17 protein-coding genes and 1 pseudogene are annotated in these 16796 nt (G+C 52.4%); all 18 read left to right on the forward strand.

The features are described from left to right. On the forward strand, positions 1-358 hold a 358-nt coding region (locus HY768_01290; protein ID MBI4725856.1), incomplete at its 5' end, for a hypothetical protein. A gap of 1834 nt (positions 359-2192) precedes the next feature. Further along, positions 2193-4535, forward strand: a complete 2343-nt coding sequence (locus tag HY768_01295; protein ID MBI4725857.1) for a DEAD/DEAH box helicase family protein — start codon at positions 2193-2195, stop codon at positions 4533-4535. A gap of 307 nt (positions 4536-4842) precedes the next feature. Next, a complete protein-coding gene (locus HY768_01300) occupies positions 4843-5061 on the forward strand; it encodes a hypothetical protein (protein MBI4725858.1) in 219 nt (72 codons plus the stop codon). Between the two features lie 70 nt (positions 5062-5131). Beyond that, positions 5132-6076, forward strand: a complete 945-nt coding sequence (mdh, locus tag HY768_01305) for a malate dehydrogenase (GenBank protein ID MBI4725859.1) — start codon at positions 5132-5134, stop codon at positions 6074-6076. Next, positions 6077-6697: an NADP-dependent malic enzyme gene (locus HY768_01310; GenBank protein ID MBI4725860.1), complete on the forward strand. Its 621-nt coding sequence runs from the start codon at positions 6077-6079 to the stop codon at positions 6695-6697. It abuts the gene before it with no gap. 4 nt (positions 6698-6701) lie between these two features. Beyond that, positions 6702-7667, forward strand: a complete 966-nt coding sequence (gene mdh, locus HY768_01315) for a malate dehydrogenase (protein ID MBI4725861.1) — start codon at positions 6702-6704, stop codon at positions 7665-7667. A gap of 379 nt (positions 7668-8046) precedes the next feature. Next, positions 8047-8463 carry a four helix bundle protein gene (locus tag HY768_01320; protein MBI4725862.1) on the forward strand — a complete coding sequence of 139 codons (417 nt, stop codon included), beginning with the start codon at positions 8047-8049 and terminating at the stop codon, positions 8461-8463. Between the two features lie 117 nt (positions 8464-8580). Continuing rightward, positions 8581-9426: a fumarate hydratase gene (locus HY768_01325; GenBank protein ID MBI4725863.1), complete on the forward strand. Its 846-nt coding sequence runs from the start codon at positions 8581-8583 to the stop codon at positions 9424-9426. A 60-nt stretch (positions 9427-9486) separates the two neighbouring features. Next, positions 9487-10041, forward strand: a complete 555-nt coding sequence (locus tag HY768_01330; GenBank protein ID MBI4725864.1) for a Fe-S-containing hydro-lyase — start codon at positions 9487-9489, stop codon at positions 10039-10041. A 208-nt stretch (positions 10042-10249) separates the two neighbouring features. Next, a complete protein-coding gene (locus tag HY768_01335; GenBank protein ID MBI4725865.1) occupies positions 10250-11494 on the forward strand; it encodes a succinate--CoA ligase subunit beta in 1245 nt (414 codons plus the stop codon). 593 nt (positions 11495-12087) lie between these two features. Then, positions 12088-12822 carry a hypothetical protein gene (locus HY768_01340; GenBank protein MBI4725866.1) on the forward strand — a complete coding sequence of 245 codons (735 nt, stop codon included), beginning with the start codon at positions 12088-12090 and terminating at the stop codon, positions 12820-12822. Positions 12823-12994: 172 nt separating this feature from the next. Continuing rightward, positions 12995-13219, forward strand: coding sequence for an addiction module protein (locus HY768_01345; GenBank protein MBI4725867.1), 225 nt, complete (start codon positions 12995-12997; stop codon positions 13217-13219). Positions 13220-13806: 587 nt separating this feature from the next. Beyond that, positions 13807-14256, forward strand: a complete 450-nt coding sequence (locus HY768_01350; protein ID MBI4725868.1) for a 4Fe-4S dicluster domain-containing protein — start codon at positions 13807-13809, stop codon at positions 14254-14256. 85 nt (positions 14257-14341) lie between these two features. Beyond that, a pseudogene (locus HY768_01355) lies at positions 14342-14729 on the forward strand (GxxExxY protein). A gap of 40 nt (positions 14730-14769) precedes the next feature. Beyond that, complete coding sequence (locus tag HY768_01360) at positions 14770-15651, forward strand: CoB--CoM heterodisulfide reductase iron-sulfur subunit B family protein (protein ID MBI4725869.1); 882 nt, start codon at positions 14770-14772, stop codon at positions 15649-15651. Positions 15652-15661: 10 nt separating this feature from the next. Continuing rightward, the gene (locus tag HY768_01365) at positions 15662-15916 is read left to right on the forward strand and encodes a DUF4258 domain-containing protein (GenBank protein MBI4725870.1); all 255 of its coding nucleotides are present in this window, start codon (positions 15662-15664) and stop codon (positions 15914-15916) included. 9 nt (positions 15917-15925) lie between these two features. After that, complete coding sequence (locus HY768_01370) at positions 15926-16141, forward strand: DUF2283 domain-containing protein (GenBank protein MBI4725871.1); 216 nt, start codon at positions 15926-15928, stop codon at positions 16139-16141. Between the two features lie 126 nt (positions 16142-16267). Next, positions 16268-16633, forward strand: coding sequence for a four helix bundle protein (locus tag HY768_01375; GenBank protein ID MBI4725872.1), 366 nt, complete (start codon positions 16268-16270; stop codon positions 16631-16633). Positions 16634-16796: the final 163 nt, after the last annotated feature.

The raw sequence follows: 16796 nt of genomic DNA on the forward strand, positions 1-16796 counted from the left end.
GTTTGCCCTAGGCGCGGTGGCCCGGAATGTGGCGGCCAACCTGAAAGACGAAGGGTTTAAGCCTGCTTATCGGATCGGGTTAGGTTATCCGGTAAAAGAACAGCTGATATTCTCCAGCGACCTCAGCTTGAAATACGGGGTAAACGAGGAAGACAAGTATGGCTTGGATTTCGGCGGCGGGGTGGAATATATTCCGATTAAGCAGGTTGCCCTAAGGCTGGGCGGCGGCACTCAAAACACCTTTGCCGCGGGTTTTGGCTTGACGGTTAAGAATGTTAAGTTTGATTACGCCTTCAGCCTGAACGACAAGGAAATATTAGGCAGCGACCATCGGATAGCCCTGGGATATGTGTTTTAAAACCTAACCCGCCTGCGGCGGGACCACCGCCTTCCGCCTTCGTTCACACTTCCTCCTTCGTTGCTACTTCGGCGGACCACCGCTATAGCCACCGCCGTTGGGCGGGGTTAAACCGCCGCCGCAAGCGGGGCAGGCTGGGGCAGGCAGGGCGGCGGACAGGCAGGCACGCAATAGGTGCGTATATCCGCCTGCGGTATATTTCTTTCTCCTTCGGCGGAGAGCTCCAGTTACTGGTAGTTGGCTTTAGGCCATAATGGCGCAAAGCCGCAACCGTTAGCCAAGATGTCGCTGACGCAGCTCTGGTAGCGTCAGCTCTGCGAAATTAGATCGCCAACGGCGTTGGCTCCTTTCCAATTTCTGGCATCTTGGCTAACGCCCGGATTTGCCTTCCCTGTCGTTAGGCCAGGGTTTGGGCGGATAATCGCTCCGCCCTGCGTCAGCAACACCATATCTCGACAAGCTCGATAACCATCGGCTAACAATCAGGTTTGCGGCTGCTCGGCGCTGTCCGCCTACGCTAAAGCTTCCACCTCCGCCAAGGCTTCGGCGGACAAGCGCACCGTTCGGCTGAGCTCATGCTTCCGCCCCGCCGTTGGCGGGGCTCCGCCTTCGCTTCGGGCTTCCTCCTACGTCCGCTTAAGGCGAACTTCGGCGGACAGGTCGCAAATCCGGGCGTTATGTTCCATTTAACAAGAAAGGGATAGAACATGAATAAGTTAATTAGTTTTTATTACCCCGCCCGCTTGCGGCGGGGTAATTCATTTAAAGCATGATCCAAATGGCACGATAAAGTTGACTGCAAAATAAATGGGTTGAAAAAGCCATTGTTTCTTTTTGCTATTAATGGTGACGCTAAATGCCAGGAATCCACCATAAGCTGCCTATTAATCAGAGCATGTACTTGTGGTGAGTTAGTCGAACCATTAGTGGCCCGAATCAAAGGCCGTAAACGGCCTAAGACAGGGGAACAGTATTGGCTCTTAACCTCAGCCCTTCCTCCTACGCTATGGCTTCCTCCTTCGCTTACGCGGAGCCTGCCCCGTTGACGTGAACGGGGGCGGACCACCGCTATAGCCACCGCCGTTGGGCGGGACAAACGGGGCAGGCAGGTTGGCGGATAAATAATGGCTGGGTTTTGGTTCGGCTTACTTTGACAGACTCAGTACAAGTCGCTCACCACAGAGCTTGCCCTGAATATGACCGATATTTAGGTCGGTGAAGGGTATCCGCTCCCATTAGTAACTTATGAAAAACGGGGGATACCTTTTAAGCTTATTGCCATATTTGAGGAACAGGAAGAAATTAACCGGAAGGTATTGGCTCGTTTCAGCGATGTTTGCGACAAGCAGTTCTCAAGCCTGCCGCTGAATAAAGACAGAATATACAATTATCTTACCGAAGAAATGGCAGCCTAATGGCATTGCGGAAACACCAATAAAATCTGCAACAAGTTGGGCAAAATAAGTTACTTGGGATGAATATGGACTTGAACTCAGCAATAAAAGAGTCGCCTTTAGAGTGATATTCGGCAACAAGTGGTAGAGAAAGATGTTGTGTTTGAAATCAGTAGCGTCCGGTTGTTTTTACAAGAAAATTGTAGAATGCAGATGGGGCAATGGTCTTAGAGGTTTCATCATGTAATCGATTTGAATTCAGGCTCAAAAATCACCCATTGATTCGCAAGGACTTATACCACGAAAAACGCAAGGACTTATACCACGAAAAACGCCATTTTCCATAATAACCGGACAGTAGTGGTTTGAAATGTAAAACGATAAAAACCGCTGCTAATAATTGGGGCGGTTTTTTATTCAAATGTTAGTGATGGTAATTTATGGAAGATAAATTAATTGAAGCTTTGCGTGAAATTGAGCGCCTTAAAAAAGAAAACGCAGAACTAAAACATAAACTTGGCATTGACGTTAGTGTCCCGCCCGTAAAAGATGCGCAGCCCTTTGAAAAAGATCAGAAAATATGCCTGTTCAGAAGTATTTTCAAAGGCCGGGACGATGTTTTTGCGTTAGGCTGGGAAGGGAAAGAGGGCAAGGCCGGTTATTCCCCGGCCTGCGCCAATTTATGGCGTAAGGAATTGTGCAAAAAGCCCAAAATAAAATGCGCGGACTGCGGCAATAAAAAATACCTGCCGCTAACAGATAATGAAATATACAAACATCTAACCGGGAAACAGACCATAGGCATTTATCCCTTGCAAAAAGATGAAACCTGCTACTTTCTGGCGGCTGATTTTGACAATGAAACATGGAAACAAGACGGCGCAGCATTTTATAAAACCTGTATCAAACATGGTATTGTTCCCGCACTGGAAATATCGCGTTCCGGCAAGGGGGCGCATGTGTGGGTATTTTTTGATAAAGCCATTCCGGCCCGGAAAGCCCGGCAATTAGGTTCCTGCCTGATAGCTGAAACGATGGATATCTGTCATACCTTGGGTTTTGCTTCTTACGACAGGCTTTTCCCCAATCAAGACACGCTCCCCAAGGGAGGTTTTGGAAATCTTATTGCCCTGCCATTACAGTTTGGGCCGAGGAAAGACGGAAGAACGGTTTTTGTTGACGCTGATTTTTTGCCCTTTGCCGATCAATGGCGGTTTTTGGCTTCATTGGTAAAAATTAAGGAAATGAAAATTGATTCATTAATTGAATTGTTGGGAAAGAAGGATATATCAAACATCCAGGAAAGCTCGGGGAAATACGGCGATGAAGGAAAACCTTGGATATCAAAAGGCACTGAAGACGCAGACTCTAATGTAGTTTTTCCCGCCAGTATCAAGGCAACTCTGTCCAACCTGGTTTATATTGAAAAAGAGGGATTGCAGGCCAAAGCAGTGAACCGCTTAATGCGAATAGCTACATTTCCCAATCCGGAGTTTTATCAGGCCCAAGCGATGCGGCTTTCGACTTACGGAATTCCCCGGATTATTAATTGCGGAGAGGAATATCCAAAATACATCGGTTTGCCCAGGGGTTGTTTGCAGGGCGTCCGCCAATTAATAGAAAATGCCGGTTCAAAACTTATCATAGAGGACAAGAAAGAGAACGGCAGCCCGTTGTCGGTAAAATTTCAAGGCAATTTGACTTCATGGCAACAAGAAGCTGCCGGGGAAATATTAAGGCATGAAATGGGCGTACTTTCAGCAGCTACGGCATTCGGGAAAACAGTGGTGGCGTTGAAAATAGTTACTGAACGCAAAGTCAATACATTGATAATTGTCAACCGACGGCAATTAATGGACCAGTGGTTGGAGAGGCTTAAAACATTCCTTGTTTTGCCGGAAAATATGCTGGGACAAATGGGTGGCGGCAAGGATAAACTCACCGGCCATATTGATGTGGCCATGATTCAAAGCCTGTCCCGCCGTAACGAGAATATTTCCATAGAAAAATACGGACAGATAATGGTGGACGAATGCCATCATGTGTCCGCTTTTAGCTTTGAAAGCGTAATGAAAAAAGCCAAGGCCCGTTATGTGTTGGGGCTGACGGCCACGCCGGTCAGAAAGGACGGCCATCAGCCAATAATATTCATGCAATGCGGGCCGATAGTTTATACGGTTGGCGCAAAAGAGGCCCAAGCCGAAAGCGGGCTGTTATGCCGGGTGGTTAAAAGGGTCACCGAATTTAAAACAGACCAGAGCGTTAAAACAACCATTCAGGCGTTGTATAAGGCGCTGGCGCTTGATGAAAGAAGGAACTCTCTGCTGTTTGACGACATTCTTAAAGCCTTGGAACAAAAACGTTCGCCGTTAGTCTTGACTGAACGGCGTGACCATCTTGATTGTTTATATGAAAAATTGAAAGATTTTGCTAAAAATATTATGGTTTTCCGGGGAGGCATGGGAATAAAACAACGCCGGGACTTGACCGAGAAACTAAAGGCCATTCCATCAAATGAGGAGCGATTGATTTTAGCCACCGGCAGATATATCGGCGAAGGTTTTGATGACGCTCGTCTTGACGCGTTGTTTATAACCCTGCCCATTGCCTGGAAAGGCACGTTGCAACAATACGCAGGCAGGCTTCACCGCCGGGCAGCGGATAAAAAGGAGGTTATTATATACGATTATGTGGATGAACAAACCCCGGTTTTAAAAAGGATGTTTGCAAAAAGATTGAAGGGTTATAAAGCTATGGGGTACGAAATTTTTGACAACGATTGACTTTTGGAAACGAGAATAGAATTCTGCCAATGGCCATTTGAAATATATGAGCTGATAAATGAGTATAGCAGATAGACATATTTAAAGACATTATTTATATTGACATATTTATAACAATTTGATATTATTATTACAAAAGACATAATAATGGATATAGGCAGACATATAACTCCACACATCCTTGGATAAAATTCAGCATTGATCTTCGTCCAACACCGCCCTAACTAGGGATACTTTTGGGCGAGGCTTCGTCCAAATGCGAACATATCGCCGAACTGTGCCATTGCGTCCCCAAACAGCCAAGGAGATGCACCTCATCTACCTGGCCAAGGGCGTGGCCGCCACTACCGCTATAGAAGGCAATTCATTGTCGGAAGAACAGGTCTTGCAGCACATGGAGGGCACCCTTAAACTGCCGCCCTCAAAGAAATACTTGGCCCAGGAAGTAGATAATATAATTAGTTTTTTAGGAAAAACTACTTACAAGCCGATAATTGAGGTCCCTCCCTTTACTGCAGGGAAATAAGGCAGCATTTTATCGGACAGGGACGGTAAATAAATTCGTTTTTTTATTTGAAACTTAGGAGGATATTATTATGGGTCGTAATAAGATTACAATCGTAGGAGCGGGAAATGTCGGTGCAACCGCCGCTCACTGGGCAGCCATAAAAGAATTAGGTGACATCGTATTGATGGATATTATCGAAGGGATGCCCCAGGGAAAGGCTCTCGACTTGGTGGAAGCCGGCCCGATGGAAGGCTTTGATGCAAATGTCATCGGAACCAATGGCTATGAAGAGACCAAAAATTCCGACGTGGTCATCATTAGCTCCGGAATAGCGAGAAAGCCGGGGATGAGCAGGGAAGATCTGCTGAAAATCAACGCCGATATTGTGGGCTCCGTGACTGAGCAGATAGTGAAGTTCTCGCCAAAGTGCTTCATTATCGTGGTGAGCAATCCGCTGGATACGATGACCTATCTCACATACAAGGTAAGCAAGTTCCCCAGGAACAGAGTTATAGGACAGGCGGGAGCTCTCGATTGTTCACGGTTCCAGTGCTTCTTAGGCATGGAATTGAAAATGTCTGTCAAGGATATCAAGGTTATGCTGCTTGGGGGTCACGGCGATGATATGGTTCCCATGCCCAGATTCTCGACGATTAATGGAATTCCCGTTACCGAACTTCTTCCCAAGAATACGATTGATAAGATCGTTGACAGAACGCGAAAAGCCGGTGGGGAAATTGTCGCCCTGCTAAAAACGGGCAGTGCCTTCTATTCCCCCTCACTCGGCGCGGTACTTATGGTGGAAGCTATCTTGAAAGACCAGAGGAGGATCATCCCGAGCTGCGTGTATCTGGAAGGCGAGTACGGGCTGAAAGATATCTGCTTCGGTGTTCCGACCGTCCTTGGCGCCAATGGCATTGAGAAGATTATCGAACTGAAACTCAATGACGAAGAGAAGGCTATGATGAAAAAGTCAGCGGAGAGTGTAGGAAAGACAATAGCTGAGATGAAGGCGATTAAAGGCATTGCCTAATTGAGTACGAGTTCTGGTGTAGTTAAAAACCCCCTTCCTGAAAAGGTGCTGGACACCCTCCGTCAGGAATGCAACATTCCGGTGTGGCATGACGACGCCCAGGGCACGGGCTGCGTTACTTTGGCCGGCCGGATCAACGCCCTGAAGGTGGCGGGCAAGGACATGGCCGCGGCCAAAATCGTTTTCTGGGACGCTGGCGCCTCTAACATCACCATCTTCCGGCTGATCGTGGCTGCCGGCGGCGATCCCAAAAACGTGATCATGTTTGACACCCGCGGTTCCCGGCATCAGGGGCGGGATGACATCAAGGCCGACGCCCGGTTCTACCGCAAGGGGGAGATCTGCAAAGCCAGCAATCCCAAGGGCGTCACCGACATCTTGGATGCCATAAAGGGCGCCGACGCGTTGATCGCGCTCTCCACGCCCGGTCCCGACGTGGTCAAGCCGGAGTGGATACGGGCCATGACCCCCAAGTCCATCATCTTCGCCTGCGCCAAGCGGAGCGCGGCAGGCAGGCGAAGACAGACTCCAGGCCATTCTGGTGGACAGAATCATAGCGGACCGGCTCACAAAGGATACAAAGTGAAACACTCCCCTTCAAAAGGGAGCAAGGAGGTTTGAAAAGATGTCACACCACGACAGAATCAATCGCAAGAAGATCTCTCTGATTGGCGCGGGACAGATAGGCGGCGTCATGACGCTGCTCGCGGCCCAGAAACAACTGGGCGATATCGTCCTGCTCGACATTCCCGCCTACGAGAAATTGGCCCAGGGAAAGATGCTGGACATTCTTCACGCGGCGCCGGTTTACAATGCCGACGCGAAGATCACGGCGACCGCTGACTGGGATGCCACCCGCGACTCCGACGTCGTGATCGTCTCGGCCGGTTTCCCGCGCAAACCCGGAATGAGCAGGGACGACCTGCTTCTCAAAAACTGCGAGATAACGAAGCCCGTTGCCGAGAACATAAAGAAATACTGCCCGAACGCGTTCGTCATAGCGATTCAGAACCCGCTGGACGCCATGGTCCAACTGACCAAGGTTCTGACCGGGTTCCCGAAGAACCGCGTGGTCGGGCAGGCCGGTATCCTCGATTCGGTCAGGTTCCGGGCGTTCATCGCCATGGAACTCAACGTGTCCGTGCAGGACGTGACCGCTGTTGTCCTTGGAGGCCACGGGCCGACAATGGTTCCGCTGGTGCGCTACTGCAACGTGGCAGGCATCCCGGTCACCCAGCTCCTCCCGAAGGAGAAGATTGACGCCATAGTGAAGCGCACCCAGGATGCCGGGACCGAGATAGTGGCCCTCTACGGCACAGGAAGCGCTTTCTTCTCGCCGGCAGCGGCTTCAATTGACATGGCCGAGGCAATTATCCGCGACAAGAAGCGGGTTGTCTGCTGCGCCGCGTTCCTCGAGGGCGAGTACGGGTTCAAGGATTACTACATGGGCGTGCCGGTGATTCTCGGCGGCGGCGGCGTTGAGAAGGTCATCGAGGTGGAAATCAACGACGAGGAGCGGAAGGCCCTCGGCGCAAGCTTCGAGGCAACCAAGAAGAACATAGACGAGCTGAAGAGGCTGAACGTCATTTAGAGCTTATCCTCAAATAACAATTTGGGCATAAACGGCTGCAAAACCGCCATACTGCGTCACGCTCATTCACCGTATCGCTGTGGATACGCTTCACTCGCCTTCCTTGTCTGGCATGGTTCGACAGGCTCACCACATGCCTTTTCGCTCGTTTATGCTGACCCAAAGCTTATTTAAGGATAAACTCTTAGTATCAGCCTTGACAGCGAAAGAATGGGGAACGGCGGTCTCCGCCGGTCCCCATTCCCTGATTTTTTCCGCTCGCTTGAGGGGAAAGAAATTCACGAGGGCAAAATGAGAGAGCTTCATGTCCGCAAAATAATTGATGCCGTGGCGCAAGTTAAATTAAACCGGTAATGGTTAGCGGGTGTGGAAGCTGGACATGGACGAGAATGACAACACATCAAGTGTTCGCAAGCCCATCCAAGGTTTCCGCGACCTGGAGGTCTTTCAGATCACCTACGCAGCTTCCAGCGAGATCCATACCGTCATCGTCCCCAGGCTGCCGCGGGAAGAACGCTATGATCTGGCTTCCCAATTGCGACGTTCCTCAAAGGCGGGGCCGCGATTGATCGCTGAGGGCTATTCAAAAAGACATCAGAAGAGGGGATTCCAGAAGTATCTCGATGATGCCCTGGCGGAATCCAACGAAACCATCGTTTCCTTAAGCCAGGTCAAGGATTTATATGGCAATCTGGTCGATAACGACGCCATTGAAAGACTTTTAGCGACATACGATCGTGCCTCGCGGCAAATCTATCGTCTGGCACAAAGTTGGAAGAATTTTACCGAACGATAATAAATGATATGGAACTCTAGTACCCGGAGAGATACGGATCACTTCCAGCATCCACACCCAAGGATAATGCCGCAGCGAAAACAGCAACACTTATTAACAATCGGCAGGAACAACAATATGCGCACCATCGAATACCAGAAAGTTGTGACCGCAGTCAGGGAGATGTGCCTGGAGGCGAACTTCGACCTGCCCCAGGACGTGATGGACTGTTTTCAGAAAGCGGTCAAAAGCGAGGAATCTCCGCTGGGGAAATCCATTCTGGAGCAGTGCCTGGAAAACGCCAAGATCGCCAAAGACGAGCGGGTGCCGATCTGCCAGGATACCGGGCTTTCGGTGTTCTTCGTCAAGTTGGGCGCCGATCTCAGGATTGAGGGCGGCATCCTGCCCGACGCCATCAATGAGGGCGTCCGGCAGGGATACACCGAGGGCTACCTGCGGAAATCATCGCTGGACGATCCCCTGTTTGACCGCAAGAACACCAAGGACAATACGCCGGCCATCATCCACCTGGAGATAGTGGCCGGCGACGATCTGGATATCATTATGGCCCCCAAGGGCGGCGGAGCCGAGAACATGAGCCAGGTGAAGATGATGCCGCCCTCGGCCGGCGAGAAGGGGGTGATGGACTTCGTGGTGGACGCGGTGGTCAAGGGCGGCGGCAACCCCTGCCCGCCGACCGTGATCGGCGTGGGAGTCGGAGGCACCTTCGAGAAAGTGGCCTACTTGGCCAAGAAGGCGCTGCTGTGGCCGCTGGGCAAGCCCAACAGCGACCTGCGCTACGCCGAGCTGGAGCAGAAAATCCTGAAAAAGATCAACGACTCCGGGGTCGGCCCCCAAGGGCTGGGCGGCAGCACCACTAGCTTCTGGGTGCACATCGAGCACGCGCCCTGCCACCTGGCCTCGCTGCCGGCGGCCGTCAACGTCAACTGCCATGCCCACCGGCATGCGCACCGGACGCTGTAATTTCTGCCCGCGAAACACGCGAATTACACGAAATGGAAATGAATAAATTGTGGAGTCGAAATGGCTAAAAAAATAACCACACCGCTGACCGAGGCTGTCGCCCGCTCCTTGAAAATGGGCGAAGAGACGCTCATCACTGGCGTCATCCTTACCGGCCGCGATGTGGCCCACAAGCGGCTCTGCGAGTCTATGGACAAGGACGGCAAGGCCCCCATCGACCTGGAGGGGCAGATCATCTACTATGTCGGGCCGTCGCCGGCCAAGCCGGGCAAGGCCGTGGGCTCGGCCGGCCCCACCACCAGCTACCGAATGGACGCCTACTCGCCGCAGCTGATCCGCCAGGCGGGGCTGAAAGGAATGATCGGCAAAGGGCCGCGCAACCAGCAAGTGAAGGACGCCATGAAGGAGAAGGGCTGCGTCTACTTTGCGGCCACCGGCGGTGCCGCGGCGCTGATCGCCCGGGCCATCAAGAAGTCGACCACCGTGCTGTACGATGAGCTGGACGCCGAAGCCGTTCGCAAGTACGACGTCGAGGACTTCCCGGTGGTGGTGGCCACCGACTGCCAGGGCAACGACCTGTACGAAGAGGGGCCGAAGAAGTACCGGAAGGGATAGGAACCGAGACAGCCACCGAAACACTCGAAATTCACGAAACAGGATTTTTCGATTGTTTAGTGTGTTTAGGTGGAAATGAACCTTAAACGATCAAGCCACGGAGACACTACTTTCGTTAATCGTTAATCGTTAATCGTTAATCGTTAATCGTAAATCGTTAATCGTGTTTGTGTGTTTGTGCCTTCGTGTCTGGTGGTGAAAGAAAGCGATGAATATTCACGAATACCAGGCAAAAGAACTGCTGAAAACCTGCGACGTGGCCACCGATGCCGGCTTTATGGCCCAGTCGGCCGGAGACGTCGAGAAGCGGCTGGGCGAAGTCCACGGCCCGCCGTGGGTGATCAAGGCCCAGGTCCACAGCGGCGGACGGGGCAAGGCTGGCGGCATTAAGTTGGCCCGCGACCAAGCCGAGGCGTTCGGTTTCGCGAACCAGATTTTGGGCATGACGCTGGTCACCGCCCAGACCGGGGCCAAGGGGAGAATCGTCCGCAAGATCCTGGTCGCCGAGGCCGCAAAAGTGGACAAGGAATATTATTTAAGCCTGTTGATCGACCGGGCCGCGGCCAGCTATGTGTTCGTCGGATCTACCGAGGGCGGCGTGGAGATCGAAAAGGTCGCGGCCGAGACGCCCGATGCCATAGCCAGGGTCTACGTTGACCCGCTGTCCGGGTTCAGGACCTACCACGCTGCCGAGATGGCCCGTAAACTCGGCTTTTCTGGCGACCTGCCTGCGGGCTGTAGCCTGTCTTCGCCGAAGCGGATGTTCGGCTCCGCGCAGGCAGGCCCTTTGGCGAGCATAGGCCTGGCCAAACAGTTGAGCGCGATCATGGCCGGCATGTTTAAGTTGTTCGTGGAGAAGGACGCCTCGCTGGTTGAAATTAATCCCTTGGTGAAAACGAAAGAAGGAAAGCTGCTGGCGATAGACGCCAAGGTCAACTTCGACGACAACGGGCTGGCCAGGCATCCCGACATCGCGGCGTTGCGCGACGTCGGCGAAGAGGACCCCAACGAGGCGCAAGCCTCCAAGCACGACCTCTCCTACATCAAGCTAGACGGGACCATCGGCTGCCTGGTCAACGGCGCCGGGCTAGCCATGGCCACCATGGACATCGTCAAGCATTACGGCGGCAGCCCGGCCAACTTTTTGGACGTGGGCGGCTCGGCCTCCATCGAGAAGGTGACCGAGGCCTTCAAGATCATCCTGTCCGACTCCGCGGTCAAGGGCATTCTGGTCAACATCTTCGGCGGGATCATGAAATGCGACGTGATCGCCGAGGGCATCGTGGCGGCGTCAAAAACGTTGGGGGTCAAGGTCCCGATCGTGGCCCGGCTGGACGGCACCAATGTGGAACAGGGCAAGCGGATCCTGGCCGATTCCGGCCTGAATATCATTCCGGCCGGGTCGCTGGCCGAGGCGGCGGAGTTGATCGTCAAGGAGGCCGGCCGGTTTTAAGCCCTTGATACAAGAAGCATAAAAATAACTGTTAGGCGGCAGAATGAACGAGCGTTCCATCACAGCTGAAACCCGAGAAGGTTGTCTTGGCTGGCATGGCTACCGATGCGTGCGCCACATTCGCGCGCAAAGGCACGTCCATAGCGACACACAAGCCAGAGTTGGTGCACGAGATCGCGCTGTCTGACGCGGGGTTTTCTTCACCAGGTCCACTGCGCTATTTCTTTACAGCGGTACGACAAATGGCGCAGGCGTTAGTTTATCCTGATTACGTCATTCTGATATCGGCTCCTCGCCCTACCCTTGAAGCACTGCCCTGAGGGAGGCACCAAGGATGGCTAACGAAGGGAATCCACGCGTACCTGGTCGAGCAGCTTTGGGGGATTGGCTATCGCGGTTTTTATCGTCATGGGGTAATTATATTACCGCAGATTTGCTGTCAAGCATTATTGCCGTTTTTGCGTAATGTAAAACAACATAAGAGGATAGGCCGTTATTTTAATCTTGACATGAAAGGCTTAATTTTGTATAATGACAAAATAATAAAACAGCGAAAATACAACCCAATACATGTTCGACAGAGGAGGAACAACATGAGACATTTTCGGTTCTATTGTCTGTTCGTGGCGGCGTTAGCTGCGGGGTGCGGGACCTTCGGCGGCACCCGTGCGTTCACGCTGAGAGATGGCATTCCGTTGGCCACGGATGTCCGCGCAACCTTCGGCGGGCTCGCAAAGGAGCAAGACGCATCGAAAGCAGTCGCTGTGTTTGTCTTCGGATTCTCGGGCTTTGACGAAGACGACGAGAACAATCTCGCGTCATCATTGGAGAGCACGCTAGCGTCAATGAACAGGGCTGGCACTGGCCCGGAGCGACATGTCATCGTCCACGTGATGGTGCGGCGCTACATGGTAGTGGCCAGCAACAACGCCGTTGGAGTCTTGGCTTGCGTGTCGTGGGCTCTTGTCGAACAGCGCCGCGCAGTCTTCTCTGAACAGTTCTACGCTGCTCACTCAGGCTTCCTCGTTGCCACGGTAGGTGGCACAAAGAACGACGTCAACGAGACGATCGTACGGCGAGTTGCCCTTCGTGCACTATGGGCTTCGCGCCCCAGCCCAAGCCGAGGTGAGGCTCCGATCACGCAAAAAACCTTCGACGACATTGATTCCGCAGCGCGCGAGGTTCCATCGCAGTTCGTTACGATTCATAGTCTTACCCGATATTTCTTGGTCGCATCCCAGGCTCCTCAGTGGGGCTGGGCTGAAGTCAGCGAGCCTCTTGACTGGAACAAGGTCCTTGCCGAGCGTGGGCTTGTTGACCCTCAATGAGCCGGCACCTTCTTTCAATGGGTTGGCCTTGGAATTTGCCGAACCAGCGCGTCAAGCTGACGGGGCGCTTCCGTCGCGCCACTCCGTGGCGACCGCGCCCCGCAGCTTACGCGCAAGCGTTAGGCGGCGTTCCTCTTAATCGTGATTGAACACAATTGCAGGAGGGTTTCAGATGAACCCAACAAACACCTCGATTTTTGACCTGAGCCCGTCGGAGAAGCTCCAGCTCGTGGAAGACTTATGGGATGACCTTGCGGTCACTCCCGAAGAGATACCCGTCCAGGACTGGCAAAAAGAAGAGCTGGCGCGGAGAAAGGCCAACCTGATCAATAATCCGGCTTCCGGACTCACGTGGGAAGAAGTCAAACGAAGGGTCCAATGTCGCTATGGCCGCTGAGTTGATCATTGCCTCGGAGGCCGAGCAAGACATCGTGGAGGTGTACGCCTGGTACGAGGGTCGGCGGACAGGCTTGGGAGAAGAGTATTTTGAGCTGTGTCGATGCGTGTATTGAAGCGATCCGCCGTACTCCCGAGATGCCTGCTGTCGTCCACGAGAACTAGCGCCGGGGGTTGGTACGCCGCTTTCCGTATGCTGTCTTCTACGAGTATGCAGATGGTAGGGTAACCGTCTACGGCGTATTTCACACCGCGCGCAATCCAGACAAATGGCATCAGCGTCTTCCTTGATCTGGTGTGGTCGACCGCCCAACAAAACACTACAGCGGACTCCGAGTGCTCGAGGCCGCTTAGCTTGACAGTTTAGGCATACGGAATTAATTATCAACTATTATATCCATCCGCGAATGGACGCGAGAGTTCCCCCATTGCGTATTAGCGCTCCCTTCGGCTTGGCTCAGGGCAAGCATTGGTGTGCAGTAGTTTTTTTCATACAGATGGTATCTACACGATAGATACCTCGCAGCTTGCTGCGGGGTAGTTCATTATGCTATACTCAAATTTTTTGCGAACACAACGGAGAGCATTATGTCAAATTTGCCATTGAATTACAGGGCGGTGGAGGCTGGAGACCCGATCGCACCGTCGCGGGCGGAGATCGGCAACGAGCTGTTCGCCAAGATCGAGGAGCTCTCCGGCCAAAAAGTGTTCCGCTGCATGCAGTGCGGCTCCTGCTCGGCCGGCTGCCCGATGCACGACCGGATGGATATCGCCCCCAACCAGATCTGGAAGCTGCTGCAGATGGGAGAGTACGAGGCGGTCAAAAACTCCAGCTCGATCTGGGCCTGCTTCTCCTGTTTCACCTGCGGCCTGCGCTGTCCCAAGGGGATCGACCTGGCCAAGGTGATGGAGGCCTTGCGCCTGCTGCTGCTGCGGAAGCGGCAGGACAGAGTCGCTGGCAATACGATTCCCGCGGAAACATTGAAGAAAGTCCCCCAGATCGCCCTGATGAGCTGTCTACGCAAACAGTCCGGATGATTTTCCTTTACCACGGAATACACGGAAAAGCAGAGGCACGGAAAGGTTCTCTTCTTTTACCACGGAATACGCAGGAAAACGCCGAATGACTGAAATACGGAAACACAACCTTGTACTTTCTGACCTTACCGATAGAATCATCGGTGCGGCGATAGAAGTTCACAAAACCTTAGGCCCCATGGTTTCTCGAATCGATTTATCAAAAAGCCCTAGAAATAGAGCTAAGGCAATCCGGCTTATTTGTCGAGACCGAAAAAGAAGTGGAAATAGCCTTCAAGGAAATCCGGATCGGAATCCATCGATTAGATATGCTGGTCAAAAAGCAAATCATTGTAGAAATGAAAGCAGTAAAGGATTTTGAAGAAATCCATATCGCCCAGGTTTTATCGTATTTGAAGGCGACGGGATGCAAAGTTGGCTTGCTATTCAATTTCGCCAAAGTAACGTTGAAAATAAAAAGGATCATCAACTGATTTCCGTGTTTCCGCCTTTCCGTGGTAAAAAGGAGCTTCCATGAATAGGATACCGTACTATCCAGGCTGCACCCTGATCAACACCGCCAAGAACTTCGACCGCTCGGCCCGCGAATCCATGAAGGCGCTGGGCTGGGAGCTGGACGAGCTGCTGCGCTGGAATTGCTGTGGCACGGTCTATTCGCTGGCCTCGGACAACCTGATCAACCACGTCGGGCCGATCCGCATCCTGACCCATGTCCAGGAGCTGGGGCAAAACCGGATGACTACGCTGTGCAGCATGTGCTTCCACACCCTGAAGCTGGCCAACGACCTGGTGCGGCACGACAAGGACAAGCTGGAGAAAATCAACTTCTTCATGAAGGACAAGGACCCCGAATACAAAGGTAAGGTTGACGTGGTGCATCTATTGGAAATACTGCGCGATGACGTCAAGTTCGACACGATCAAAACCAAGACGACAAAACCCCTCAAGGGTTTAAAATTAGTCCCATATTACGGCTGTCTGCTGAACCGGCCTAAACAGGTGGCTATTGACAACGTCGAGGCGCCCACGGTGATGGGCGACCTGATCGCGGCCCTGGGCGGGGAGTCGCTCTACGACCCGTTCCTGACTGAGTGCTGCGGATCCTACCACACGGTGATGGACAAGGACGTGGTGGTGGACAAGACTGACCGCATCCTATCTTCGGCCAAGAAAAAAGACGGCGAGGCCATCATCACCAGCTGCCCGCTGTGCTTCTTTAACCTGGACGCCCGGCAGAAGGACATCAAAGAGAAGCTCGGCAAATCCGTTGACCTGCCGGTGTTCTACTTCACCCAGCTGCTGGCGCTGGCGCTGGGGCTTTCGCCGGAGGTCTGCATGTTCGATCTGCACGCAGTGGACCCCCGGCCGCTGCTGAAGGCCAAGGGATTGTTGTGAAACGCTCGGAATGAAAACGATCCGCTTGTCCGGCCATGCCCGGATTCAGTTGGCCTACCGGGGCGTGAACGAGGATGAGATTATCAACGCCATCGGCACCGCCGAGTGGACTAGATCGAAAGAGGGTCGTTCGGAATGCCGGAAGGATTTTTCGTTCAACAGCGTTTGGAACGGGAAGCAATATTCGACGAAACAAGTCAGACCCATTTTCAGCGAAGGGGAAAACGAAATAGTCGTAATCACAGTCTACAGCTATTTCTTTTAGGAGGACAGTATGAAGATCACCTATGATCCCGAGGTCGACGCGCTATACATTCGCTTTAAGGAAGCGACGGTGACCACAAAGCACCTGGACGACGGTATTGCCGCAGATTACGATGCCGAGGGTCATTTGGCCGGGATCGAGATACTGGATGCGATGAAGCATCTGGGCGACCGGTCGGTATTCAAGCAGATCGTGCTCGAGGATATAGCTCTTTCACGCGGCTGATGGTGCTGGCCCTGGGGCTTTCTCCGGATGTTTGCCGGTTTGACCTGCACACAATTGACTCACGACCCTTGCTTAAGGCTAAAGGATTGATGTAAATCCGAATATCGAAAACAGAAACAAACCCCAATGGCTGAAACTCAAATAACGAAACCATACGACTTGGAAGAAAGAACGTTTAAGTTCGCTCAGGCAGGCATAGCTTTCATTAAAAAACTCCCCAGAACTATTTCCAATATCGAAATCTCAAAACAACTCGTCCGTGCGGCTGAGTCGGTCGGCGCAAATTACATCGAAGCCAACGAGGCTCTGGGGAAGAAGGATTTCCTCCTCCATACCAGGATAAGCCGAAAAGAAGCCAAGGAAAGCAGGTATTGGTTGCGTTTGGCCGAAATAAATGATGTCGACATGGAAAACGAACGACAGACACTGGCAAAGGAATCGCAGGAGTTAATGAATATCTTCGGTTCCATTGTACGAAAAACCGAGGCCTGATATCTGGCGATTTTGATATTCGATATTGTTTCGAATTTCGATATTCGTATTTCGAATTTCATAAGGAGTAGATAAATGGAAGCCAAACTTAACCTAATCCCTATCCACATCATGGGCAAGCAGTACCTGGCGCCGGACACGCTGACGGTCCAGAAGCTCCATA

The sequence above is a fragment of the candidate division TA06 bacterium genome, from assembly GCA_016208585.1.
Lineage (GTDB): Bacteria > Edwardsbacteria > AC1 > AC1 > EtOH8 > UBA5202.